Raw genomic sequence first — 22,652 nt, forward strand, 5'->3', positions numbered from 1 at the left:
CGTGCCTTCAATCGGCCGAAACGTGGCCGTAACACCAGCACCCGCACAGTTCACCGGCGCGAAACCTGGGACGCGGGTCGGCGAAACAGGGCGTCCCGATGCTCCACCGCAACCGACGTGCTGTGGAGGTCGACGTGGATACAGGGGACACCGCCTGGGTGCTCGCCAGTGCCGCTCTGGTGCTGTTGATGACGCCGGGACTCGCGTTCTTCTACGGGGGCATGGTCCGGACGAAGAGCGTGCTCAACATGATGATGATGAGCCTCGGCGCGATCGGCGTGGTCGGTGTGCTCTGGGTGCTCGTCGGCTACTCCACCGCGTTCGGCAAGGACGTCGGCGGCGGCCTGCTCGGCAACCCGTTCCAGTTCTTCGGGCTGGACGGCCTGCTCGCCAAGGACTCCCTGTTCGGCACGATCCCCACCACGGTGTTCGTGTCCTTCCAGGCGATGTTCGCGATCATCACGGTCGCCCTGATCTCCGGCGCGATCGCCGACCGGGCGCGCTTCGGGCCGTGGCTGCTGTTCGCCGGCCTGTGGGCGCTGGTCGTGTACTTCCCGGTCGCGCACTGGGTGTTCGACTTCGACGTCAAGGACGCGGCGGGCAACGTCGTGGACGCCGGCGGCTGGATCGCGAACAAGCTGCTGGCCATCGACTTCGCCGGCGGCACGGCGGTGCACATCAACGCGGGCGCGGCGGGCCTGGCGCTGGCGATCGTCCTGGGCAAGCGCGTCGGGTGGCCCAAGGACCGGATGAAGCCGCACAGCCTCCCGCTCGTCGTCCTCGGCGCCGGCCTGCTGTGGTTCGGCTGGTACGGCTTCAACGCGGGCTCCGCGCTCGGCGCCAACGCGACCGCCGGCGTCACGTTCCTCAACACCACCGTCGCCACCGCCGTCGCGATGCTCGCCTGGCTGGCCGTGGAACGCGTCCGCGACGGGCACGCCACCACGCTCGGCGCGGCGTCGGGCATCGTCGCGGGTCTGGTCGCGATCACCCCGGCGTGCTCGTCGGTCACCCCGCTGGGCGCGCTCGGCGTCGGCGCGATCACCGGCGCGCTGTGCGCCCTCGCGGTCAGCCTCAAGTACCGCTTCGGTTTCGACGACTCGCTCGACGTGGTCGGCGTGCACCTGGTCGGCGGTCTGTCCGGCACGATCCTGATCGGCTTCTTCGCGAGCGACGCGGCCCCTGCGGGCGTGAACGGTCTCTTCTACGGTGGCGGCGTGGACCAGTTGTGGCGGCAGGTCGTCGGCGCGCTCGCCGTGCTGACCTACTCGTTCGTGCTGAGCCTCGTCATCGGCTACGCGGTGAAGTTCACCGTCGGCTTCCGGGTCGACAAGGAGGCCGAGGTGGGCGGCATCGACGAGGCCGAGCACGCCGAGACCGCGTACGACCACGGCGGCCTGACCGGCTCGCGCGGCAACGCCAAGCCCAGCGTCGCCGCCGGCGCCGCTGCGGTCCTCGAAGGGAGCAGCAAGTCATGAAGCTGGTCACGGCGATCGTCAAGCCCTTCACCCTGGACGACGTGAAGACGGCGTTGGAACAGCTGGGCGTGCTGGGCATGACCGTCAGCGAGGTGCAGGGCTACGGCCGGCAGAAGGGCCACACCGAGGTCTACCGCGGCGCCGAGTACGCCGTGGACTTCGTGCCCAAGCTGCGCGTCGAGGTGCTGATCGACGACGCCGCGGTGGAGAAGGTCCTCGACGCGATCGTGGAATCGGCCCGCACCGGCAAGATCGGCGACGGGAAGGTGTGGGTCACCCCCGTCGACACCGTCGTCCGGGTCCGGACCGGGGAGCGCGGCACGGACGCTCTGTAGCACCGACATGGGAGACGGCCGCATGGACAACGTGGAAACGGCCGTCGTCACGGCCGACGACCTGGTGCGGGCACGCGATCGCCTGCTCGCACCGGGTCGTCGCCGGTTGACGGGCGAGGCGCTGCGCGAGGCGCTGGTGGACCTGCACGAGTTCTGGCTCACCGCGCACGCCTCCCAGGCGGGCGTCGGCGGACCGGGCGGCGGTGTCGCGCTGGTCGCGGTCGGCGGGCTCGGCAGGCGCGAGCTCGTCCCCTACTCGGACCTCGACCTCGTGCTGGTGCACAACGGGCACAAGGGCGTCGAGGAGATCGCGGAGAAGCTCTGGTACCCGCTGTGGAACTCCGGCATCGGCCTGGACCACAGCGTGCGCACGGTCGGCGAGGCGCTGCGGGTCGCGTCCGGCGACCTGCGGACCGCGTTGGGACTGCTGGACCTCCGGCACCTCGCGGGCGACGCCGACGTCAGCGGCCGGCTCGCGGAGAGCGCGCGCCAGGCGTGGCGCACCGGCGTGCGGACTCGGCTGGACGAGATGGCCGAGTCCGCGCAACGGCGGTGGGCGCGGTCCGGCGAGATCGCCCACCGGGTCGAGCCCGACCTCAAGCACGGCCGCGGCGGGCTGCGCGACCTGACCCTGCTGGACGCGCTGTCCGTGGCGCAGCTGACCGACCGGCCGTCGGCCGAGGTGAACGAGGCGCGCCGGCTGCTGCTGGACGTGCGCACCGAACTGCGCCGGGTCGCGGGCAAACCGCGGGACGTGCTGCGGGCACAGGACGGCGACGAGGTGGCCGCCGCGCTCGGCCTGGCCGACCGGTTCGCGCTGGCCCGCGCGCTCTCCTCGGCCGCCCGCACGGTCGTCTACGCGGTGGACGTGGCGACCCGGACGGCCCGTGCCGCGGTGCCCAGGCGCGGGCTGGGCGTGTTCGCCCGCTCGCCGCTGCGCCGCGCGCCCACCCGTCGCCCGCTGGACGAAGGCGTGGTGCTGCACGGTGTCGAGGTCGCCCTGGCGCGCGACGCCATGCCCAACCGGGATCCCGCGCTGCTGCTGCGGGTGGCGGCGGCCGCGGCGCGCGGCAAGCACCCGATCGCGGCCGGCACGTTGGCGAAGCTCGCCGACACCGCGCCCGAGCTGCGCGGTCCGTGGCCGCGCGAGGCGCGCGAGGAGCTGCTGGCCCTGCTGGGCGCCGGCGCCGGGTTGATCGACGTGGTCGAGGCGCTGGACCGCACCGGCCTGTGGGGCAGGCTGTTCCCGGAGTGGGGCGCGGTGCGCGACCTGCCGCCCCGCGACGCCGCGCACGTGTGGACCGTGGACCGGCACCTCGTGCAGACGACCGCGCACGCCGCCCGGTTGGCGACCAGGGTGTCCCGGCCGGACCTGCTGGTGCTCGGCGCGCTGGTGCACGACATCGGCAAGGGCAGGCAGGCCGACCACTCCGAGGTGGGCGCGGCGCTGACCGCCCGGATCGCCGAGCGCCTCGGCCTGTGGCCGCAGGACGTGGCGACGCTGACGTCCCTGGTGCGCCACCACCTCCTGCTCCCGCACACCGCGACCCGCCGGGACGTGGAGGACGAGGCGACCGTGCGGCGGGTGGTCGAGACGCTCGACGGCGACGCCGTGCTGCTGGAGCTGCTGCACGCGCTGGCCGAGGCCGACGCGCTGGCGACCGGGCCCGGCGTGTGGTCGGACTGGAAGGCGTCGCTGGTCGCGGACCTGGTGCAGCGCTGTCGGACCGCGATGGCGGGCGGCGAGCTGCCCGGACCCGAGCCGCTGGACGAGCGGCAGCGCGAGCTCGCCGCGAAGGTGCTGGCCGCCGGGCGGCCGGACGTGCTGGTGGACGTCGCGGACGCGGTGACGACGGTGACCGTGGTGGCGCCCGACCGGCCAGGCACGCTGTCCCGGGCGGCCGGCGTGCTGGCGCTGAACTCGCTGGAGGTGCACTCGGCGGCGTTGCGCTCGCACGAGGGCGCGGCGGTGGACGTGTTCACCGTGTCACCGCGGTTCGGCTCGCTGCCGGAGGTGTCGCTGCTGCGCGAGCAGCTCAGCCGGGCGCTGGACGGCTCGCTGCCGCTGGCCGACAAGCTCGCCGCCAAGGAGCGCGACTACGGCGGCCCGCCCGTGGACCCGCCGCCCGCGCGGGTGCTGTGGTTCGACGACGAGTCGACCGGCGCCGTCGTGCTCGAACTGCGTGCCGCCGACCGCATCGGCCTGCTGCACCGGGTGGCGGGAGCGCTGGAACTGGCCGGTGTCGACGTCCTCTGGGCCCGGGTGTCCACGCTCGGCTCCACGGTGGTCGACTCGTTCGCGCTGTCCGGCCGGACCTTCGACGCCAGGTTGCGCGCGCAGGTCGAAACCGCCGTACTGCACGCGTCCAGGTAGGACTACGCACGCCGGCCGCGCACAGTTGCGCTGCCCCGGCGACCCCCTCCCGCGACATGCTCCGTACCGGTGCGACCCGCGGAGGGGACGGGTCGCCCCACCCGCGGGTCGCCCGCTCCCGGCGTGGAGCGCGCGGCCCGCGGTGCTCGTGCGGACTCGCGGGGCCCGGGAACGCACCGGCGTCCGAAACGTCTGTTTAGTATGGAAACGATGACCGCCGTCGCTGTCGCGCCGCGTTCGCTGGTCGTGCTGGCCGGGTTGCCGGGCGCGGGCAAGACGACGCTGCTCGCGGGGGTCGACACCGGTGGCGCGGCCGCCGTCGTGCTGGACTCCGACCAGGTGCGCAACCGGTTGCGCGACCTGCTGCCCACCCGGCTGCCCTACCGCCTCTACCGGCCGTTGGTGCACTTCCTGCACCGGTCCCGGATCCTCTGGTTCGCGCTGTTCGGCCGGGGTCTGCTGCTCGTGCACGAGCCCTCGACCCGTGCCACCACCCGGGCCGGCCTGGTCGTCGTGGGGTGGGTGAGCGGCCGGCCGCGGCACTTCCTGTGGCTCGACGTCGACCCGGACGTGGCGTTGGACGGCCAGGTGAGCCGGGGCAGGCTGATCCGGAGCCGGTCGTTCGCCCGGCACGTCGAGCGCGCCGCCCGGCTGCGCGCCGCGTTCGCCGACCGCCGACCGCCGCGCGGCTGGCACCGGCTGACCGTGCTGACCCGGGGCGACCGGCTCCGGCTGTCCGTGACACCCGCGTGAGGCGGGACGGCTACCCTGAAAGGTGCTCTCGACGGACCCGGCGACCCATTGGCCGGCCCGCCGGGTGATCCGCCCACCGACGAACGACGTGCGAGGTCAGGTGTTCAACACCCTTTCCGACCGGCTCACCACGGTCCTTCAGAACCTGCGTGGCAAGGGGAGGCTGTCCGACGCCGACATCGACGCCACCGCGCGGGAGATCCGGGTGGCGCTGCTGGAGGCCGACGTCGCGCTGCCGGTCGTCCGCACGTTCATCGCCAAGGTCAAGGAACGGGCCAAGGGCGCCGAGGTCTCCCAGGCGCTCAACCCGGCGCAGCAGGTCGTCAAGATCGTCAACGAGGAACTGGTCGCGATCCTCGGCGGCGAGACCCGACGGCTGAGCCTGGCCAAGAACCCGCCCAGCGTGATCATGCTCGCGGGTCTCCAGGGCGCGGGCAAGACGACGCTCGCGGGCAAGCTCGCGAAGTGGCTCAAGGGTCAGGGCCACACGCCGATGCTGGTCGCGTGCGACCTCCAGCGCCCCAACGCGGTGACCCAGCTCCAGGTCGTCGGCGAGCGCGCCGGCGTGCCGGTGTACGCCCCCGAGCCCGGCAACGGCGTGGGCGACCCGGTGGACGTGGCGCGCCGCGGCATCGAGGAGGCCAAGCGGGCGCAGCACGACATCGTCGTGGTCGACACCGCGGGCCGACTGGGCGTCGACGAGGAGATGATGCGCCAGGCCGTGGACATCCGCGCCGCCGTGCAGCCCGACGAGGTGCTGTTCGTGGTCGACGCGATGATCGGCCAGGACGCGGTCAACACCGCGACCGCCTTCCGCGACGGCGTCGGCTTCACCGGCGTGGTGCTGACCAAGCTCGACGGCGACGCCCGCGGTGGCGCCGCGCTGAGCGTCCGCGAGGTCACCGGCCAGCCGATCATGTTCGCGTCCAACGGCGAGAAGCTGGAGGACTTCGACGTCTTCCACCCGGACCGGATGGCGAGCCGGATCCTGGGCATGGGCGACATGCTCACCCTGATCGAGCAGGCCGAGGCCACCTTCGACGCCGAGCAGGCCGAGGCCGCCGCGGTGAAGATGGGCTCCGGCCAGCTGACGCTGGAGGACTTCCTCGAGCAGATGCTCCAGCTGCGCAAGATGGGTCCGATCGCGAACCTGCTGGGCATGCTCCCGGGCGCGAACCAGATGAAGGACCAGCTCGCGATGCTGGACGAGAAGCACCTGGACCGCGTGCAGGCGATCATCCGCGGCATGACGCCCGCCGAACGGGACGACCCCAAGATCATCAACGCCTCCCGCCGGCTGCGCATCGCCAACGGCTCGGGCGTGAAGGTCAGCGACGTCAACGACCTGGTCAACCGCTTCTTCGAGGCGCGCAAGATGATGTCCCAGATGGCCGGCCGGTTCGGCCTGCCCGGCGGACGCGCGAACAACCGCAAGGCCAAGGGGAAGAAGGGCAAGAAGGGCAAGGGCCGCGGCCCGACGCCGCCGAAGATGCGCGGCGGGTTCCCCGGCATGATGCCCGGCGGCCTGCCCCCCGGCTTCCCCGGCGCGCCGCCCCAGGCGCTCCCGCCCGGCCTCGACGGCGGCCTCGACCAGCTGCCGCCCGGGTTCGACCCGTCGAAGCTGAAGTTCGGCAAGTGAGCGGTCTGCACCTGCGCGGGGTCGTCCTGCCCGACGGGGACGGCCCCACCGACCTGTGGGTGGTCAACGGCCGCGTGCGCACCCAGCCCGTGCCGGGCGCGCGGACCGTCGTGGACGGCGGCTACCTGGTGCCCGGCCTGGTCGACGCGCACTGCCACGTCGGCCTCGGCCCGCACGGCGTGGTCGACCTGCCCGAGGCCGTCGAGCAGGCGATCACCGACCGGGACGCCGGCACCCTGCTGATCCGCGACTGCGGCTCGCCGCTGGACACCCGGCCGCTCCAGGAGCGCCTCGACCTGCCCCGGATCATCCGGGCGGGCAGGCACCTGGCCCGACCGCGGCGCTACATCCGCTACCTCGGCGTCGAGGTCGAGCGCGAGGGCGACCTGGCCGCCGCGGTCGCCGAGCAGGTCGCGAACGGCGACGGGTGGATCAAGCTCGTCGGCGACTGGATCGACCGGGACACCGGCGAGCTGGACCCGCTGTGGTCCGACGACGTGCTGCGGGACGCGATCAAGGTCGCGCACGACGGCGGCGCCCGGGTCACCGCGCACGTGTTCGGCGAGGCGGCGCTGCCCGGTCTGCTGGACGCGGGCATCGACTGCATCGAGCACGGCACCGGTCTGACCGACGAGACGATCGCGCTGATGGCCGCGAACGGCACCGCCCTGGTGCCCACGCTGATCAACGTGGAGAACTTCCCCGGCATCGCCGACGGCGCCGGCAAGTACCCGTCCTACCAGCGCCACATGCGCGAGCTGTACGCGCGCAGCGGCGAGCGGATCGGCGCGGCGATCGAGGCGGGCGTGCCGGTGTACGCGGGCACGGACGCGGGCGGCGGCATCCGGCACGGTCGGATCGTGGACGAGGTCGAGGCCCTGCACCGGGTCGGCATGACCAGGACCGACGCGCTCGCCGCGGCGTCCTGGCGGGCCAGGGCGTGGCTCGGCTTCCCGTCCCTCGTGGAGGGCGCGGCGGCCGACGTCGTGGTCTACGACCGCGACCCGCGCGAGGACCTGTCCGTGCTGCGCCACCCGAGCCTGGTGATGCTGCGGGGCCGCGTGCACTGAAGCCGGGGACGGCGCGCACAGGGAGCACCAGTACGTTCGGACGAGTGGCGGAGCAGCGGACCGGACGGGCGCACTGGGGATTCCCGGCCTTCTTCCTCGGCCTGGCCGGCTACTACGCGTGCAACCTGCTGTTCACCGCGGTGACGGCGGACCGGTTCGCGCACGTCGACGTCACCGACCCGCCCGTGCTGGGCCCGTTGCTGCTGCTGGTGTTCCTGCCCAACGTGATGCTCGGCGCGGCGCCGCTGGTCTACTCCTGGTGGCGCGGCGACGGCCCGGCCCGCGACTTCGGTCTCGCGCCCACCTGGCGGGACGTCCGGGTAGGACTGGCCTGCGGCGTGTTGTCCCTGGTGCTCGCGTGGGTACTCGGGGTCGTGGTGCTCAGCATCGACCGGGACGCCGGCACGGGACTCGACCGCGTCGAGGCGCTGTCCGACGGCGGCACGGTGTGGCTCGCCGCCGCGTCCGCGTTCGTCTTCCTGGGCGCCCCGATTGCCGAAGAACTGCTGACGAGGGGCGCCCTGTGGAACGCTCTGGCGCACTACAGGGTTCCCCCGGTCGCTATCTTGGGCTTCACGGCGTTGATCTTCGCCTTCCTCCACGAGGAGTCGTGGCGGACGATCCCGCTCTTCGCGCAGGGGCTCGCCATCGGCGCCGCGCGGATGATCACCGGACGGACCTCCGCCTGCGTGGTGGCGCACGCGGCCAACAACCTCGTCCCCGCCGTCTACCTGTACGCGGGGGCCCTCTGACTAGGGTGGTTGGCTGTGAACCCACCGGACGAGCCGCCGACAGGACTGATCGCGAGCGTGCGCGCGGTCGGGCGGGAACCCGAGCCGGAGCGCTCCGGCCAGCGCTGGGGCTTCGGCGCGTTCCTGTTGGTGGAGGCGGTGTTCGTGCTCACCGCCGTGTTCATCACGGCGATCGCGACCACGTCCGGCACCGACCTCGGCTCGTCGGTGACCTTCGTGCTGGTCGGTTCGATGGTGCCGACCGTGCTGGCCGCGGCGGTCGCCGTGGTGATCACCCTGGTGCGCGGCAACGGACCGCTGGTCGACCTGCGGCTGGGCTGGAACTGGGCGGACGTCAAGGTCGGCCTCAAGCTCGGATTCCTCGGCCTGGTGCTGACCTACGTGGCCGCGCTGGCGTGGTCCAAGGTGGTCGGCGACCAGAACGCCACCTCGGCGATCGGCGAACTGGTCGACGGCACCACGTTCCCGGTCGGCGCGGCGATCGCCATGTTCGTCTACGTGTGCTTCGTGGGTCCGGTGTGCGAGGAGCTGATCTACCGGGGGCTGCTCTGGGGCGCGATCGAGCGCCAGGGGTGGAGCCGGTGGGCCGCGTTCATCCTGTCCACGCTGATCTTCGCGGCGGGTCACCTGGAGCCGCTGCGCACGTCGCTGCTGATCGTGATCGCGATCCCGCTGGGTATCGCCCGGCTGATCACCCGTCGGCTCACCGCGAGCGTGGTGGCGCACGTGGTCAACAACTTCCTGCCCGGCCTGACCCTGCTGCTCGTGTCCACGGGGGCGATGTGACGCTCGACCTGAACAGCGACCTCGGCGAGGGCTTCGGGGTCTGGCGGCTGGGCGACGACGAGGCCCTGCTCGACGTCGTGACCAGCGCGAACGTCGCGTGCGGGTTCCACGCGGGCGATCCGTCCACGATGCGCCGGGTGTGTGCGCTCGCCGCCGCGCGCGGTGTCGCGGTCGGCGCCCAGGTGTCCTACCGGGACCTGGCGGGCTTCGGCCGCCGGTTCATCGAGGTCGACCCGGGTGAGCTGGCCGACGAGGTGCTCTACCAGATCGGCGCGCTGGACGCGTGCGCGCGGGCGGCGGGCACGCGCGTGGCGTACGTGAAGCCGCACGGCGCGCTCTACAACGCCACCGTGCACCACGACGCGCAGGCCCGCGCGGTGGTGGCGGGCGTGGTCGCGTTCGGCGACCTGCCGGTGCTCGGCCTGCCCGGCTCGAGGCTGCTCGCGCACGCCGACTCGGCCGGGTTGCGCCCGGTGCGCGAGGCCTTCGCCGACCGCGGGTACACGCCGCAGGGCACGCTCGTGCCGCGGTCGCAGCCCGGTGCGCTGCTGACCGGGACCGAGGCCGTCGTGGCGCACGTGCTGAGGCTCGCCCTGGAGGGTGAGGTGGTGGCCGTGGACGGCACCGTGCTGCGGGTCGAGGTCGACTCCGTGTGCCTGCACGGCGACACTCCGGGCGCCGTGGCACACGCCCGTGCGGTGCGCGACGCACTGGTGGTGAACGGTGTGCGACCGGCCCGATTCGTGGCCGACTAGACCCGTCTGGCAGAATGGTCTGTCGTTCGCCGGGTTCGGTCCCTCTCACCGTGCCGTGGCGCCCCAGACACCTGGGCAATCGACACCCGTGCCCCACGCGGGTGACGACCGCCCGCACGCACGCAATCACTTCAGGGAGCACCGGAACCCGTGGCCGTCAAGATCAAGCTTCAGCGGCTTGGCAAGATCCGTCAGCCGTACTACCGCATCGTCGTCGCCGACTCGCGCACCCGTCGCAACGGCAAGGCCATCGAGACGATCGGCAAGTACCACCCCAAGGAGGAGCCGTCGTTCATCGCGGTCGACTCCGACCGGGCGCAGTACTGGCTGGGCGTGGGCGCGCAGCCGACCGAGTCCGTCCAGCGCCTGCTGGAGATCACCGGCGACTGGCAGAAGTTCAAGGGCCTGCCGGGCGCCGAGGGCACCCTGAAGGTCAAGGAGCCCAAGACCAGCAAGGCCGAGCTGTTCGCCGCCGCGCTCGCCGCCGCGGGCGAGGAGCCCTCGACCGAGGCCACCACGCCGAAGAAGAAGTCGGCGAAGAAGGCCGACGCCGAGCCCGCCGCCGCCGAGTCCAAGGACGAGGCGTGAGCCTGTTGGCCGACGCTCTCGAACACCTCGTTCGGGGCATCGTCGACCACCCGGACGACGTCCGGGTGAACCTGGTGACGACCCGCCGCGGCCGCACGCTCGAGGTGCACGTCCACCCGGACGACCTCGGCAAGGTGATCGGCCGCAGCGGCCGCACCGCGACCGCGCTGCGCACCGTCATGGCGGGCATCGGCGGCCGTGGCGTGCGCGTCGACGTGGTCGACACCGACCGCTGACGCGCGCATGGACGTCGTCGTCGGCCGAGTGGCCAAGGCGCACGGGATCAGCGGCGAACTCGCCGTCGACGTGCGCACCGACTCGCCGGAAACGCGCTTCGCCCTGGGCTCCGTCCTGAACGCGAAGCTGCGCGACGGCACGTCCCGCGACCTCACCGTCACAGCCGCCCGGGAGCACTCCGGGCGGCTGTTGGTGCGCTTCGAGGAAGTGGTGACCCGGGACGTCGCGGAAACCCTCCGCGGCACCCTGCTGTTCGGCAGCACGGACGACCTGCCGCCGACCGGGGACCCGGACGAGTTCTACGACCACGAGCTGGAAGGGCTGTCGGCGCAGTTGCTCGACGGCACCGAGATCGGCACCGTGAAGGAGATCGTGCACGGACCGGGCGGCGAGCTGCTCGTGGTGCGCCGCGAGGGCGGTGAGCTGCTGGTGCCGTTCGTGCGGCAGATCGTGCCGACCGTGGACGTGGCGGGCGGCCGCGTCGTGCTGGACCCCCCAGAGGGCCTGCTCGATGCGGATTGACGTCGTCACGATCTTCCCCGAGTACCTGGACCCGCTGCGCGCCGCGCTGCTCGGCAAGGCCCTCGACAAGGGCCTGATCAGCGTGGACGTGCACGACCTGCGGGACTTCACGCACGACGTGCACAAGGCCGTGGACGACAGCCCGTACGGCGGTGGTCCCGGCATGGTGATGAAGCCGCAGGTGTGGGGCGAGGCACTCGACGCGGTGGTCGGCGACGGGCCCGCGCGGCTCGTCGTGCCGACGCCCGCCGGGCGCCCCTTCACCCAGGAGTTGGCGCACGAGTACGCCGCCGAGCCCCGGCTGGTGTTCGCGTGCGGCCGGTACGAGGGCATCGACCAGCGCGTGGTGGACGACGCCGCGCGCCGGATGCCGGTGGACGAGGTCTCGATCGGCGACTACGTGCTGGTCGGCGGCGAGGTCGCGGTGCTGGTGATGGTCGAGGCCGTCGTCCGGCTGCTGCCCGGCGTGCTGGGCAACCCGAAGTCGGCCGCCGAGGACTCGTTCTCCGACGGCCTGCTGGAGGGTCCCTCGTACACCCGTCCGGAGGTGTGGCGGGACCTGGCCGTGCCGGACGTGCTCCGGTCCGGCAACCACCGGCTGATCGACCGGTGGCGGCGCGACCAGTCGCTGCGCCGCACCGCGCGACGCCGTCCGGACCTGCTCGACGCCCTGCCCGAGGGCGCGCTGGACAAGCACGACCGGGCGCTCCTGGACGGGTTGGACTAGGCCCGATTTCGTCCCCGGACGACCCGTCTGGCACACTGGACAGGTTGCTGCACCCGGAACGACCTGTTCGGCGTGCGCCGCAAGCCCGCCCCCAAGCGCGTGTGTGATTTGAGAAATGCCGCGTCCGTGGGGAGTTAGCTAACACGTGAGGACGAGGACGGACCACCGATGAACACCCTGGACGCTCTTGACGCCCAGTCGCTGCGCTCCGACATCCCGGGCTTCCGGCCGGGCGACACGCTGAAGGTCCACGTCCGGGTCATCGAGGGTTCGCGCGAGCGGGTCCAGGTGTTCCAGGGCGTCGTGATCCGCCGGCAGAACGGTGGCATCCGCGAGACCTTCACCGTCCGGAAGGTCTCCTTCGGCGTCGGGGTCGAGCGCACCTTCCCGGTGCACTCCCCGAACATCGCCGAGATCGAGGTCGCCACCCGCGGTGCCGTGCGTCGCGCCAAGCTCTACTACCTGCGCGACCTCCGCGGCAAGGCCGCCAAGATCAAGGAGAAGCGGGACGCCAAGCCGGCCTCCTGACGCCGGTTCGGCGCGGGACCGCTAGCCTGCCCACCGTGGCAGAACCCGCGCACAGCTCCGCAGACGAAGACGGTCGTGACACCGCAGCCGAGTCCACTGAGGACTCGGCTGCGGCTCGTCAAGGGAAGCCCAAGAAGAAACAGCCGCTGTGGCGCGAGATCCTCGTGCTCGCGGCGACCGCCCTGGTGCTGACCGTCCTGATCCAGACCTTCCTCGCGCGGGTGTACGTCATCCCCTCCCAGTCCATGGAGCAGACCCTCCACGGCTGCCCGGGGTGCACGAACGACCGCGTGCTGGTCGACAAGCTCACCTACGACTTCACCGACATCGAGCCGGGTGACGTCGTGGTGTTCCGCGGCCCCGACTCGTGGGGCAACAACGACTTCCAGTCGTCCCGGTCCGACAACCCCGTCGTCGGCGGGCTCCAGTCCGCGCTGTCCCTGATCGGCCTCGCGCCGCCGGACGAGCGCGACTTCGTCAAGCGCGTCATCGCCACCGGCGGCCAGACCGTCGAGTGCTGCGACGACCAGCACCGGGTGAAGGTCGACGGCAAGTCGCTGGACGAGCCCTACATCTACTGGCAGCCGGGCACCTCGCCGGTGGACGAGGAGCCGTTCGCGCCGGTCAAGGTGCCCGACGGGTCGCTGTGGGTGATGGGTGACAACCGCACCAACTCGACCGACTCCCGCAAGCAGGGCGGCGGCGGTCTGGCGGGCACCGTGCCGGTGGACAACGTGATCGGCAAGGCGCGGGTGATCGTGCTGCCGCCGTCGCGCTGGCAGGGCATCGGCGACCACAACCCGCAGGCCGTGTCGCTGGGAGCGCCCGGCTGGCAGCAGGGCATCCCGGCGGGCGCGGGCCTCGCGGCGGCGTTCCCCGTCGTGTTCCTGGGCCGAAGGCTGCGCAACCGGTTGACCAGGGCCTCACACGGTTGATCGGTACTGTGGGGGAGTGGTAGACGTCGCACCCCGTGGCTCGTCCGACGAGGACCCCCAGCGCGCCGCCGATGAAGAGGCGGTCGAGGAGTGGCGCAAACGCGCGGGCAAAGCCGGAAAGAAGCGCAAGGGCTCGTTCTGGCGTGAGCTGCCGATCCTGATCGGCGTCGCGGTGGTGCTGGCGATCCTGATCCAGACCTTCCTCGCGAAGGTCTACATGATCCCGTCGGAGTCGATGGAGCAGACCCTCCACGGGTGCGCGAGCTGCTACGGCGACCGCGTGCTCGTGGACAAGGTCACCTACGACTTCTCCGAGCCCTCGCCGGGCGACGTGATCGTGTTCCACGGCCCGGACACGTGGATCAACCAGGACTTCGTCGCGCCGCCGCCGGAGAACCCGATCCTGCGCGCCCTCCAGAAGGTGGGCTCGCTGCTCGGGTTCCCGCAGGCGAACGAGGAGGACTTCGTCAAGCGGGTCATCGCGGTCGGCGGCCAGACCGTGAAGTGCTGCGACGACAAGAACCGGGTCGAGGTGGACGGCAAGCCGCTGGACGAGCCGTACATCTTCTGGGAACCCGGTCGCAGCACCTCGCAGGACTCGTTCGCGGACCTCAAGATCCCCGACGGGTACCTGTTCGTCATGGGCGACAACCGGAACGACTCGTGCGACTCGCGGTGCCAGGGCGACGGGCGCGAGGGCGGCCTGGTGCCGGTGGGCAACGTGGTGGGCAAGGTGCGGGTGGTCGTGCTGCCGCCGTCGCGCTGGCAGGGTGTCGGCGACCACGACCCGCAGGCGGTGTCGATCGGCGCGCCCGGCTGGCAGTCCGGCATCCCGGCCGGCGCGGGCTTCGCGGCCGCGTTCCCCGTGGTGCTGCTGGGCAAGCGGGTGCGGTCGAGGTTCCGTCGTCGCGGCCTGGGATAGGGTCGAGCGGTGATCCGCAAGCCACCTCGCGCACAGGTCAGGCAGAACGCGGGCATCTGGGCGTTCCAGGCCGCGCTCGACCGGCGCGGGCTCGGGCCGGTGGCGGGCGTGGACGAGGCCGGTCGCGGTGCCTGCGCGGGCCCGTTGGTGGTGGCCGCGTGCGTGCTGCGGACCGGTGACGCGGCCCGGTTCGAGGGGTTGACCGACTCGAAGCTGATGACCGCGGCGGCGCGCGACCGGATGTACGACGTGGTGCTCAAGAGGGCGCAGGACTACGCCGTCATCGTCATTCCATCGAGTGAAGTAGACGAGATCGGCGTGCACGTGGCGAACATCGAGGGGATGCGGCGGGCGGTGGCGCAGCTGTCGTCCCACCCGGGCTACGTGCTGACCGACGGGTTCCGGGTGCCGGGGCTGCCCGCGCCGAACGTGCCGGTGGTCAAGGGCGACCGGGTGGCCGCGTGCGTCGCCGCCGCGTCGGTGCTGGCCAAGGTCACCCGGGACCGGATCATGAAGGGGTTGCACGAGGAGTACCCGCAGTTCGGGTTCGACGTGCACAAGGGCTACTGCACCGCGGAGCACACCGCGGCGCTGCTGGAACACGGCCCCGTTGCGCAACACCGCTGGTCGTATGCGAATGTGGCCACGGCGGCCGCCGGGCACGGCCTGGAACCGCCGCACCGTGTGGCGCGCGGCGTCCTCGCCGCCGGCGTGGTCCAGAATGGAACACCGCCGCGGACCAGCGGTGGCAGGGTCGCGACGAGGAGGGGCGCGGATTCGATGATCAACCGCGCGGAGGCGTGATGAGTGCAGAGGATCTCGAGAAGTACGAGACCGAGATGGAGTTGTCGCTGTACAAGGAGTACCGCGACATCGTCGGCCAGTTCTCGTTCGTCGTGGAGACCGAGCGGCGGTTCTACCTGGCCAACTCGGTGGACGTGCAGGTCCGCAACGCGGACGGCGAGGTCTACTTCGAGGTGCGGATGTCCGACGCGTGGGTCTGGGACATGTACCGGCCCGCCCGGTTCGTGAAGAACGTCCGGGTGATCACGTTCAAGGACGTCAACGTCGAGGAACTGGACAAGCCCGACCTCAGGCTGCCGGAGGACGGTCCCTTCAACTCCTAGGTTTCGTTCGCTCGCCGAGGCGCCCCCCTTGCTCTGGGGGGCGCTTCTTTTTGGTTTGTCCACAGCCCCCCCGAGTTGTCCACAGTTCGCGACCTGGTCCTGGAACCCGCGCCGCCGGCCCGGCACTGTCGATCTCGACAGGTACGCGGACCAGGGAGGATCGGCGATGAACGCGGTGTTGGGCAGGCGCGGCGAGGACGTGGCGTGCTCGTGGCTGGAACAGCAGGGCCTGGTGGTCCTGTCCCGGAACTGGCGGTGCCCGGAGGGCGAGCTGGACGTGATCGCCACGGACGGCGCCACCCTGGTGGTGTGCGAGGTGAAGTCCCGCACCGACACGAGCCGGGGCGACCCCCTGGAAGCCGTGGACCAACCCAAACTCGACCGCCTCCGCCGCGCCACCGCCCGCTGGCTCTGCGAACACCACGTCGGCTGGGTCCCGATCCGCTACGACGTCATAGCCCTGGAATGGCCCCCCGAAGGCCAAGTCCGCCTCCGCCACGTGCGCGGTGTGATGTGACCGCGACCCGTGCCGACTCCCCGCACCCTGCCCGGCCCGCCGACCTCGCCACCCCACACCCCGCAGCCCCGTTCACCCGCCCCGTTTCCCGTGCCCCCTCACACGCGACCGCCGGCGCACGCGTCCTGCACGCCACCAGCCGTCCTGCCCTGCCGGCTGGTCCTCCGGCTGGTCCTCGCACCCCGGTCGGCCGCCCTGTCGCTCCAGGCGGTTCCCCCTCCAGGGCCGGCTCCGCCCCACCCGACCTCCCCTCCCGGAGCGACTTCTCCTCCCCGAGCGACTTCTCTGCCTCACTCGGTGCGTTCACCCTCCGCGATTCGTCCACTCGGCGCGGTCCGCGTTCCGCCGGCGGCTCCTGATGGGGCTGGCGCGGGCGTGGTCGGTGGCGTTGTTCGGGGTGGACGGCGTGCCGGTGGAGATCGAGGCCGACGTCGGCGTGGGTTCGGTGCGGACGCAGCTGCTCGGATTGCCCGACGCCGCGTTGCACGAGTCCAAGGACCGGGTGCGGGCCGCCGTGCGCAACAGCGGGCAGTCCTGGCCGACCCAGCGGGTCACGCTCGGCCTCTCGCCCGCGACCCTGCCCAAGGGCGGCTCCGGGTACGACCTCGCGTTGGCGTGCGTCGTGCTCGCGGCGGCCGGCGCGGTGCCGGCGGCGAAGCTGGACGGCACCGTCGTGCTCGGCGAGTTGGCCCTGGACGGCCGGGTCCGCACCGTCCGGGGCGTGCTGCCCTCCCTGCTCGCCGCGCGCCGGGCCGGGCTGACCAGGGCGGTGGTCCCGGTCGACGCCCTGCCCGAGGCGTCGCTGGTCGCCGGGTTGGAGACCCGGGGCGCGTCGACCCTCGCGGCCGTGCTCGGCTGGCTGGAGGACCTGGACGCCCTCGAACCCCCGGTGGAGCCGACCCTCTCGCCCCCGCCGCCCACCTCCGAGCTGGCCGACGTGATCGGGCAACCGGAGGCGCGCTGGGCGCTGGAGGTCGCGGCGGCGGGTGGTCACCACCTGCTGCTGACCGGCCCGCCCGGCACCGGCAAGACCATGCTGGCCCAACGACTGTCCGGCCTCCTGCCGCCCCTGTCGGCGGAGGACGCGCTGAACGTCACCGCCGTCCACTCGGTCGCGGGCCTGCTGTCGCCGGAGACGCCGTTGGTGACGTCACCGCCGTTCGTCACCCTGCACCACTCGACGTCCACCGCCGCGCTGGTGGGCGGCGGCTCGGGCCTGGCCAAACCGGGTGCGGTCAGCCGGGCCCACCGGGGTGTGCTCTTCCTGGACGAGGCGTGCGAGTTCGGCCAGACGAAGCTGGAGGCGCTGCGCACGGTCCTGGAGGAGGGCGAGATCCACCTGGCCCGCCGCGACGGGATCGCCCGCTACCCGGCGCGGTTCCAACTCGTGCTCGCGACGAACCCGTGCCCGTGCGCGCCGCCGAAGGAGATCGACTGCACCTGCACGGCCACCGCCCGGCGGCGCTACCAGGCCAAGCTGTCGGGTCCGCTGCTGGACCGCGTCGACATCCGGGTCGGCACGCGACCCCTGACCGCGATGGCCGGCGCGGACGTCCTCCCACCCGAGCCGACCGAGATCGTCCGCGCTCGGGTCGCCGCCGCCCGGACCCGAGCCTGTTCGCGCTGGTCGGCGCACGGCTGGCAGACCAACGCCGAGGTGCCCGGCCCAGCGCTGCGCCGCGAGTTCGCCCTGCCGCGCGCCACGACCGCCCTCCTCGACCGGGCGCTGTCCACCGGCGCCCTGACCGGCCGCGGCGCGGACCGGTGCCTCCGCGTCGCCTGGACGTTGGCCGACCTGGAGGAAACCGACATCCCGACCCCATCCCACGTCGCGGCGGCCCTGGAATTCCGCGACCGCCGGTGACCACCGCCCATTCACCCGCGATCCCACCCCACTAATCCACCGTCACCCCATTCCCCTCCCGCGTACCCCGAACCGTTCCCACCCCTTTCGCCTCCTCGTCGGCAGAACCGGAGTAGTCCCATGCCCGAATCGATCCGCCGTGCCCGCGCCTACCTCTCCCGGGTCGCCGAACCGCCCGCACCCGCACTCGCCGCATTGGTGGCCGAACAGGGTCCCGTGCGCGCGGCCGAATCGGTGCGCGCCGGGACGGTGTCGGACGCGGTCGGCCGGGAGACGTCCGCGCGGCGCACCGTCGACCGCGTGGACGAGGATTTCCGGATCGTGCACGCGCTGCACGGGCGATTGCTGATACCCGAGGACGAGGAATGGCCGAGTTGGCCGTTCCGCGCGCTGTCCCTGGCCTCCGCGCACGGCGTCCGGTTCGGCTACGAGCCGCTGGCGCTCTGGGTGCGGGGTCTCGGCCACCTCGCCACGCTGACCGAGCGGGCGGTCGCGGTGGTGGGCAGCCGGGCCGCCAGCGGCTACGGCCGGCAGGTCGCGACCGAGTTCGGGCACGGGCTCGCCGAGGCCGGGGTGACGGTCGTGTCCGGCGCCGCGTTCGGCATCGACGCCGCCGCGCACAGCGGGTCCCTGGCGGCCGGTGGCCCCACGGTCGCCGTGCTCGCGTGCGGGGTGGACGTGCCCTACCCCGTGGCGCACGAGGGTCTGCTGGACCGGATCTCCCGCCACGGCCTGGTGGTGAGCGAGTACCCGCCCGCGCACACCCCGGCCCGGCACCGGTTCCTGACCAGGAACCGCCTCATCGCGGCCCTCGGCGACGGGACGGTGGTCGTGGAGGCCGGGCGGCGCAGCGGGGCGAAGAACACCGCCGCCGCGACGTCCGCGTTCGGCCGGGTGCTGATGGCGGTGCCCGGTCCGGTCACGTCCGCGACGTCGTCCGGATGCCACGAATTGCTCCGGTCGGGCGAGGCGGTTCCGGTGAGCAGTGTCGCGGAAGTGGTCGAATCGACCGGGCGATTGGGATTCGACCTGGTGGAGGCCACACGATCGCGTGAAAAGGCGCCGGTGCACGGTGACGCGATGCGGGTGTTCGAAGCGTTGGGTTTGCGCCGCGGGGTGTCGGTCGAGGCGGTCGCGGTCGAATCCGGCGTGGACCTGCCGATGGTCAGGGCGCTGCTGCCGGAATTGGAGTTGGCCGGATTGGCCGAGCGGGTGGACGACGGGTGGAAGCGCTCCCACGACTCGGATTGGCGTGGCGATGCTTGACCAACCGCGCCCGAAGGCGGAGCGTCAAGGTCTATGTCCCCGCCGCCGCCCGCTCGGACTCGCCGTGTCGATCTTGTCCGGTGGCGTCGCGCGCTGCCTGCGGACGTGGGCGCGGTGGTGGACGCGTTCGAACGCCACCTGGGCCTGGAGCGGGGGCTTTCCCCGCACACCGTGCGGGCCTACCTGGGCGACGTGGTGGCTCTTCTGGTGCACCTGGCCGGCGGCACGCCCGCCGACGCCGTCGTGGAGTCCGTCGACCTCGCCGGGCTGCGGTCCTGGTTGGCCGCGCAGCGGGCGTCCGGGGCGTCGCGGACCACCCTGGCTCGGCGCGCGGCGGCCTCCCGGACGTTCACCGCCTGGGCGGCTCGGACGGGGCTGCTGCCTGCGGATCCGGGAGCCCGCCTGGTCGCGCCGCGACCGCACCGCACGCTGCCCACCGTGCTGCGGCCGGAGCAGGCGGCGGCGGCGATGTCGGCCGCCGAGGCCGGGGCCGAGCAGGGCGATCCGGTTGCGCTCCGTGACCAGGCCGTGGTGGAGTTGCTCTACGCAACCGGCGTCCGGGTCGCCGAGTTGTGCGGGCTCGACCTCGGCGACGTGGACTACTCCCAAAGGGTGATTCGAGTTCTCGGCAAGGGCAGTCGCGAACGCGTGGTGCCGTTCGGCGTTCCGGCCGAACGGGCAGTACGACGGTGGGTGGAACAGGGACGATCGGCGCTGGTCACCGAGCGTTCACAGCACGCCCTGTTCGTGGGATCCCGAGGCGGGCGTCTCGATCCGCGTACCGCCAGGCGAGTTGTTCACGATGTAGTGGGTGCGGTACCCGACACCGCTGCGGTAGGACCCCACGGCTTGCGGCATTCCGCGGCCACGCACCTGTTGGAAGGGGGAGCGGACCTGCGCACCGTCCAAGAGCTTCTTGGTCACGCTACGCTCGCAACGACTCAGCTCTACACACACGTCACCGTCGAACGGCTGAAGGCGATCCATGACCGAACCCACCCCCGTTCCTGACGTCGCAGGGGGAGGTTCGCGGACCGCAACCGTGACCTCTCCTCCCGCCGCGCGCGTCGGGACCACGTCGGAGTCGCGCACCCCGGCTGGGACGTACGGTCGCCACGCCGCGGGCGGCGAGCACCCGGTGAACGGGCACGCCGTCGCGGTGGGCAGGCCGGCACACCCGGCCTCCGAGTCGCGCACCGCGGACGACGTGGAAGCCGGGATCATCGCGCTCTGGCACACCTACGGCGAGTCCCACGAGCAGGCCCTCCGCGACCGCCTGGTGCTGCACTACGCGCCGCTGGTGAAGTACGTCGCCGGCCGCGTGGGCACCGGCCTACCCGCGCACGTCGACGTCGCGGACCTGATCCAGTCCGGCATTTTCGGCCTGGTGGACGCGATCGAGAAGTTCGAGCCCGAGCGCGGCCTGAAGTTCGAGACGTACGCGATGCAACGCATCCGCGGCGCGATCCTGGACGACCTGCGCAGCCAGGACTGGGTGCCGAGATCCGTCCGCAGCCGGGCGCGCGACGTCGAGCGGGCCCTGGAACGCCTGGGCGGTCGCCTTCAACGCACCCCGACCGACCGCGAACTGGCCGCCGAGCTGAAGATCGGCTTGGCCGAACTGCGCGAGCTGTACGCGCAACTCCAGCTGACCAGCGTCGTGGCCCTGGACGAACTCATCGCCGCCGGCCGCAACGCCGGAGGCGCGGGCTCCTCCCTGGCCGAATCCCTGCCCGACGAGGGCGCCGAGGACCCGATAGCCACCCTGGTCGACCAGGACAGCCGCCGCCAACTCGCGGACGCCATCGCCCAACTCGCCGAACGCGACCGAGTCGTCGTGACCCTGTACTACTTCGAAAACCTCACCCTCGCCGAAATCGGCAAGGTCCTGGGCGTGACCGAGTCGCGAGTGTGCCAACTCCACACGCGAGCAGTCCTCCGACTGCGCACCAAGCTCAACGAGCAACTGGAAGCCTGACCAGACCCACCGCCCCACCCCTCCAGCCAAGCCCTCAGGCCTGGCTCCGTCCGCGCGCCGAAACAATTCCCCCGCACCCGGCCAATCGCCGGGCCCGCACCAACCTCCCGACACCTGCCTGATCGCGAGGCGCGCCCAACTCCCCGACGCCTGCCCGACCGCGCGGCTCGCCCAACTCGCGAGGCGCGCCCAACTCCCCGACGCCTGCCCGACCGCGCGGCTCGCCCAACTCGCGAGGCTCGCCCAACTCCCGATGCCTGCCCGACCGCGCGGCTCGCCCAACTCCCCGACGCCTGCCCGATCGCGCGGCTCGCCCAACTCCCGACGCGTGGCCGATCCCGAGGCGAGCCCGATCTCCCGACCGCGGCCGATCGCCAGGTGCCCGCCTTTCCACCAGGTGCCCGCCTTCTCGACACGTGGCCCGACCTGTGGCTCGCAGCTCGGCCCCGCGTGCCCTGCACGCGCCCTGCATCGCTGCTCCACCACCACCGCCTCGCGCTGATCAGCCCTGTCCCGTGCCGCCGGTCGACGCCACCAGGCACCGCTCACTGCTCCCGCCCTGCCCCGCCCGGGTTCTACGGGCTGCGGGGTACCTGGCCCGGCCGACTTTCCCGGGCCCGGCGCTTTGGCCGCTGTGCGCTGCGCCCGACTCGGCCCGCCCCGCTCGACCCGACCCGATCCGATCCGATCCGCCGGACCGTGCCCGGCCTGCCCGATTCGGCCCGCCCGCCCGACCCGATCCGCCCGACCCCGCCCGGCCTGCCCGGATCGGCCCGCCCCGCCGGACCCTGCCCCGCCCGGCCCAACCCCGCCCGACCCGGCCTGACCCGCCCGCCCGGCCGATCCGACCCCGCCCGACCCCGCCCGACCCCGCCCGATCTGGCCCGATCCGGCCCGATCTGGCCCGATCCGGCCCGATCCGGCCCGATCTGGCCCGGCCCGATCTGGCCCGGCCCGACCTGGCCCGGCCCGATCTGGCCCGGCCCGATCTGGCCCGGCCCGATCTGGCCCGGCCCGATCTGGCCCGGCCCGACCTGGCCCGACCCGGCCTGACCCGCCCGCCCGGCGGATCCGATCCCGCCCGACCTGGCCCGGCCTGGCCTGACTGGCCCGGCTGGACCGGGCCGGCTGGGCCTGGCTTGGGCGTGGGCTTGCCTGGGCTGGGTGCGGCTGGGTAGGTCCGGCCTGGTGTGGCCTGTGTGGCAGGGGCTGGTCTTGGCGCCTGGCTTGTGGTGGTGGGTGTTGGCTGCTGCCGCCGGGTGTTGCGGCTGGTGGGCGGGTGAGGGCGGCTGTTGGGGGCGTGTTGGAGGTCGCTCGCCGAAGGTTGTTCACCGAACGTCGCCGATTTGGGGCTGGTTGACGGTGTTTGGTCGACGGCGCTGACTGGGGTCGCTGGTCGCTGGTCGCTGGTCGCTGGTCGCTGGTCGCTGGTCGATGTTTTGTGATCGGTGCCTGGGTGGCGAGGGGTTGGCTGGATTGCGGTCGGTATGCGTTGGGGC

At 72.6% G+C, this 22,652-nt stretch carries 23 protein-coding genes; all 23 read left to right on the forward strand.

Going from position 1 to position 22,652, the window contains the following annotated elements; genetic code table 11:
• Window positions 1–134 precede the first annotated feature (134 nt).
• The 23 genes from AB0G50_RS27210 (at window position 135) to AB0G50_RS27320 (ending at window position 21,153) form a co-directional block, all read left to right on the forward strand.
• Window positions 135–1,478 carry an ammonium transporter gene (locus tag AB0G50_RS27210; RefSeq protein WP_360113619.1) on the forward strand — a complete coding sequence of 448 codons (1,344 nt, stop codon included), beginning with the start codon at window positions 135–137 and terminating at the stop codon, window positions 1,476–1,478.
• The gene (locus AB0G50_RS27215; protein ID WP_360113621.1) at window positions 1,475–1,813 is read left to right on the forward strand and encodes a P-II family nitrogen regulator; all 339 of its coding nucleotides are present in this window, start codon (window positions 1,475–1,477) and stop codon (window positions 1,811–1,813) included. The genes AB0G50_RS27210 and AB0G50_RS27215 overlap by 4 nt, the downstream gene beginning before the upstream one ends.
• 22 nt (window positions 1,814–1,835) lie before the next feature.
• The gene (locus AB0G50_RS27220) at window positions 1,836–4,187 is read left to right on the forward strand and encodes a [protein-PII] uridylyltransferase (RefSeq protein ID WP_360113623.1); all 2,352 of its coding nucleotides are present in this window, start codon (window positions 1,836–1,838) and stop codon (window positions 4,185–4,187) included.
• Window positions 4,188–4,397: 210 nt separating this feature from the next.
• Window positions 4,398–4,940 (forward strand): AAA family ATPase, encoded by a 543-nt coding sequence (locus tag AB0G50_RS27225; protein WP_360113625.1) that lies wholly within the window; start codon window positions 4,398–4,400, stop codon window positions 4,938–4,940.
• Between the two features lie 100 nt (window positions 4,941–5,040).
• Window positions 5,041–6,579 (forward strand): signal recognition particle protein, encoded by a 1,539-nt coding sequence (ffh, locus tag AB0G50_RS27230; protein WP_360113627.1) that lies wholly within the window; start codon window positions 5,041–5,043, stop codon window positions 6,577–6,579.
• Entirely contained in the window at window positions 6,576–7,649 is a 1,074-nt protein-coding gene (locus AB0G50_RS27235) for an amidohydrolase family protein (RefSeq protein ID WP_360113629.1), read from the forward strand. Before ffh ends, AB0G50_RS27235 begins: the two co-directional genes overlap by 4 nt.
• A 44-nt stretch (window positions 7,650–7,693) precedes the next feature.
• Complete coding sequence (locus tag AB0G50_RS27240) at window positions 7,694–8,401, forward strand: CPBP family intramembrane glutamic endopeptidase (RefSeq protein ID WP_360113631.1); 708 nt, start codon at window positions 7,694–7,696, stop codon at window positions 8,399–8,401.
• Window positions 8,402–8,446: 45 nt separating this feature from the next.
• Window positions 8,447–9,187 carry a CPBP family intramembrane glutamic endopeptidase gene (locus AB0G50_RS27245; protein WP_360113679.1) on the forward strand — a complete coding sequence of 247 codons (741 nt, stop codon included), beginning with the start codon at window positions 8,447–8,449 and terminating at the stop codon, window positions 9,185–9,187.
• A complete protein-coding gene (locus AB0G50_RS27250; RefSeq protein WP_360113633.1) occupies window positions 9,184–9,942 on the forward strand; it encodes a 5-oxoprolinase subunit PxpA in 759 nt (252 codons plus the stop codon). The genes AB0G50_RS27245 and AB0G50_RS27250 overlap by 4 nt, the downstream gene beginning before the upstream one ends.
• Before the next feature lie 150 nt (window positions 9,943–10,092).
• Window positions 10,093–10,530 (forward strand): 30S ribosomal protein S16, encoded by a 438-nt coding sequence (gene rpsP / locus AB0G50_RS27255; protein WP_360113635.1) that lies wholly within the window; start codon window positions 10,093–10,095, stop codon window positions 10,528–10,530.
• A complete protein-coding gene (locus tag AB0G50_RS27260) occupies window positions 10,527–10,766 on the forward strand; it encodes an RNA-binding protein (protein WP_015104447.1) in 240 nt (79 codons plus the stop codon). The genes rpsP and AB0G50_RS27260 overlap by 4 nt, the downstream gene beginning before the upstream one ends.
• A gap of 7 nt (window positions 10,767–10,773) precedes the next feature.
• Entirely contained in the window at window positions 10,774–11,289 is a 516-nt protein-coding gene (rimM, locus tag AB0G50_RS27265) for a ribosome maturation factor RimM (RefSeq protein ID WP_360113638.1), read from the forward strand.
• Entirely contained in the window at window positions 11,279–12,016 is a 738-nt protein-coding gene (gene trmD / locus AB0G50_RS27270; protein ID WP_360113640.1) for a tRNA (guanosine(37)-N1)-methyltransferase TrmD, read from the forward strand. The genes rimM and trmD overlap by 11 nt, the downstream gene beginning before the upstream one ends.
• A 168-nt stretch (window positions 12,017–12,184) precedes the next feature.
• Window positions 12,185–12,544: a 50S ribosomal protein L19 gene (rplS, locus tag AB0G50_RS27275; protein WP_360113642.1), complete on the forward strand. Its 360-nt coding sequence runs from the start codon at window positions 12,185–12,187 to the stop codon at window positions 12,542–12,544.
• A 35-nt stretch (window positions 12,545–12,579) separates the two neighbouring features.
• A complete protein-coding gene (gene lepB / locus AB0G50_RS27280; protein ID WP_360113644.1) occupies window positions 12,580–13,479 on the forward strand; it encodes a signal peptidase I in 900 nt (299 codons plus the stop codon).
• Window positions 13,480–13,495: 16 nt separating this feature from the next.
• Complete coding sequence (gene lepB / locus AB0G50_RS27285; RefSeq protein WP_360113646.1) at window positions 13,496–14,401, forward strand: signal peptidase I; 906 nt, start codon at window positions 13,496–13,498, stop codon at window positions 14,399–14,401.
• Window positions 14,402–14,413: 12 nt separating this feature from the next.
• Complete coding sequence (locus AB0G50_RS27290) at window positions 14,414–15,205, forward strand: ribonuclease HII (RefSeq protein WP_360113681.1); 792 nt, start codon at window positions 14,414–14,416, stop codon at window positions 15,203–15,205.
• Window positions 15,205–15,528, forward strand: coding sequence for a DUF2469 domain-containing protein (locus AB0G50_RS27295; protein ID WP_360113648.1), 324 nt, complete (start codon window positions 15,205–15,207; stop codon window positions 15,526–15,528). Before AB0G50_RS27290 ends, AB0G50_RS27295 begins: the two co-directional genes overlap by 1 nt.
• A gap of 166 nt (window positions 15,529–15,694) precedes the next feature.
• Window positions 15,695–16,045 carry a YraN family protein gene (locus tag AB0G50_RS27300; RefSeq protein ID WP_360113650.1) on the forward strand — a complete coding sequence of 117 codons (351 nt, stop codon included), beginning with the start codon at window positions 15,695–15,697 and terminating at the stop codon, window positions 16,043–16,045.
• Between the two features lie 358 nt (window positions 16,046–16,403).
• Window positions 16,404–17,909 (forward strand): YifB family Mg chelatase-like AAA ATPase, encoded by a 1,506-nt coding sequence (locus AB0G50_RS27305; RefSeq protein ID WP_360113652.1) that lies wholly within the window; start codon window positions 16,404–16,406, stop codon window positions 17,907–17,909.
• A gap of 120 nt (window positions 17,910–18,029) precedes the next feature.
• Window positions 18,030–19,175 carry a DNA-processing protein DprA gene (gene dprA / locus AB0G50_RS27310; protein WP_360113654.1) on the forward strand — a complete coding sequence of 382 codons (1,146 nt, stop codon included), beginning with the start codon at window positions 18,030–18,032 and terminating at the stop codon, window positions 19,173–19,175.
• Window positions 19,176–19,208: 33 nt separating this feature from the next.
• Window positions 19,209–20,186, forward strand: coding sequence for a tyrosine recombinase XerC (locus AB0G50_RS27315; RefSeq protein WP_360113656.1), 978 nt, complete (start codon window positions 19,209–19,211; stop codon window positions 20,184–20,186).
• Window positions 20,161–21,153, forward strand: coding sequence for a FliA/WhiG family RNA polymerase sigma factor (locus AB0G50_RS27320; protein ID WP_360113658.1), 993 nt, complete (start codon window positions 20,161–20,163; stop codon window positions 21,151–21,153). Before AB0G50_RS27315 ends, AB0G50_RS27320 begins: the two co-directional genes overlap by 26 nt.
• Window positions 21,154–22,652 lie beyond the last annotated feature (1,499 nt).

Source organism: Actinosynnema sp. NPDC020468, from assembly GCF_040642015.1.
Classification (GTDB): Bacteria; Actinomycetota; Actinomycetes; order Mycobacteriales; family Pseudonocardiaceae; genus Actinosynnema.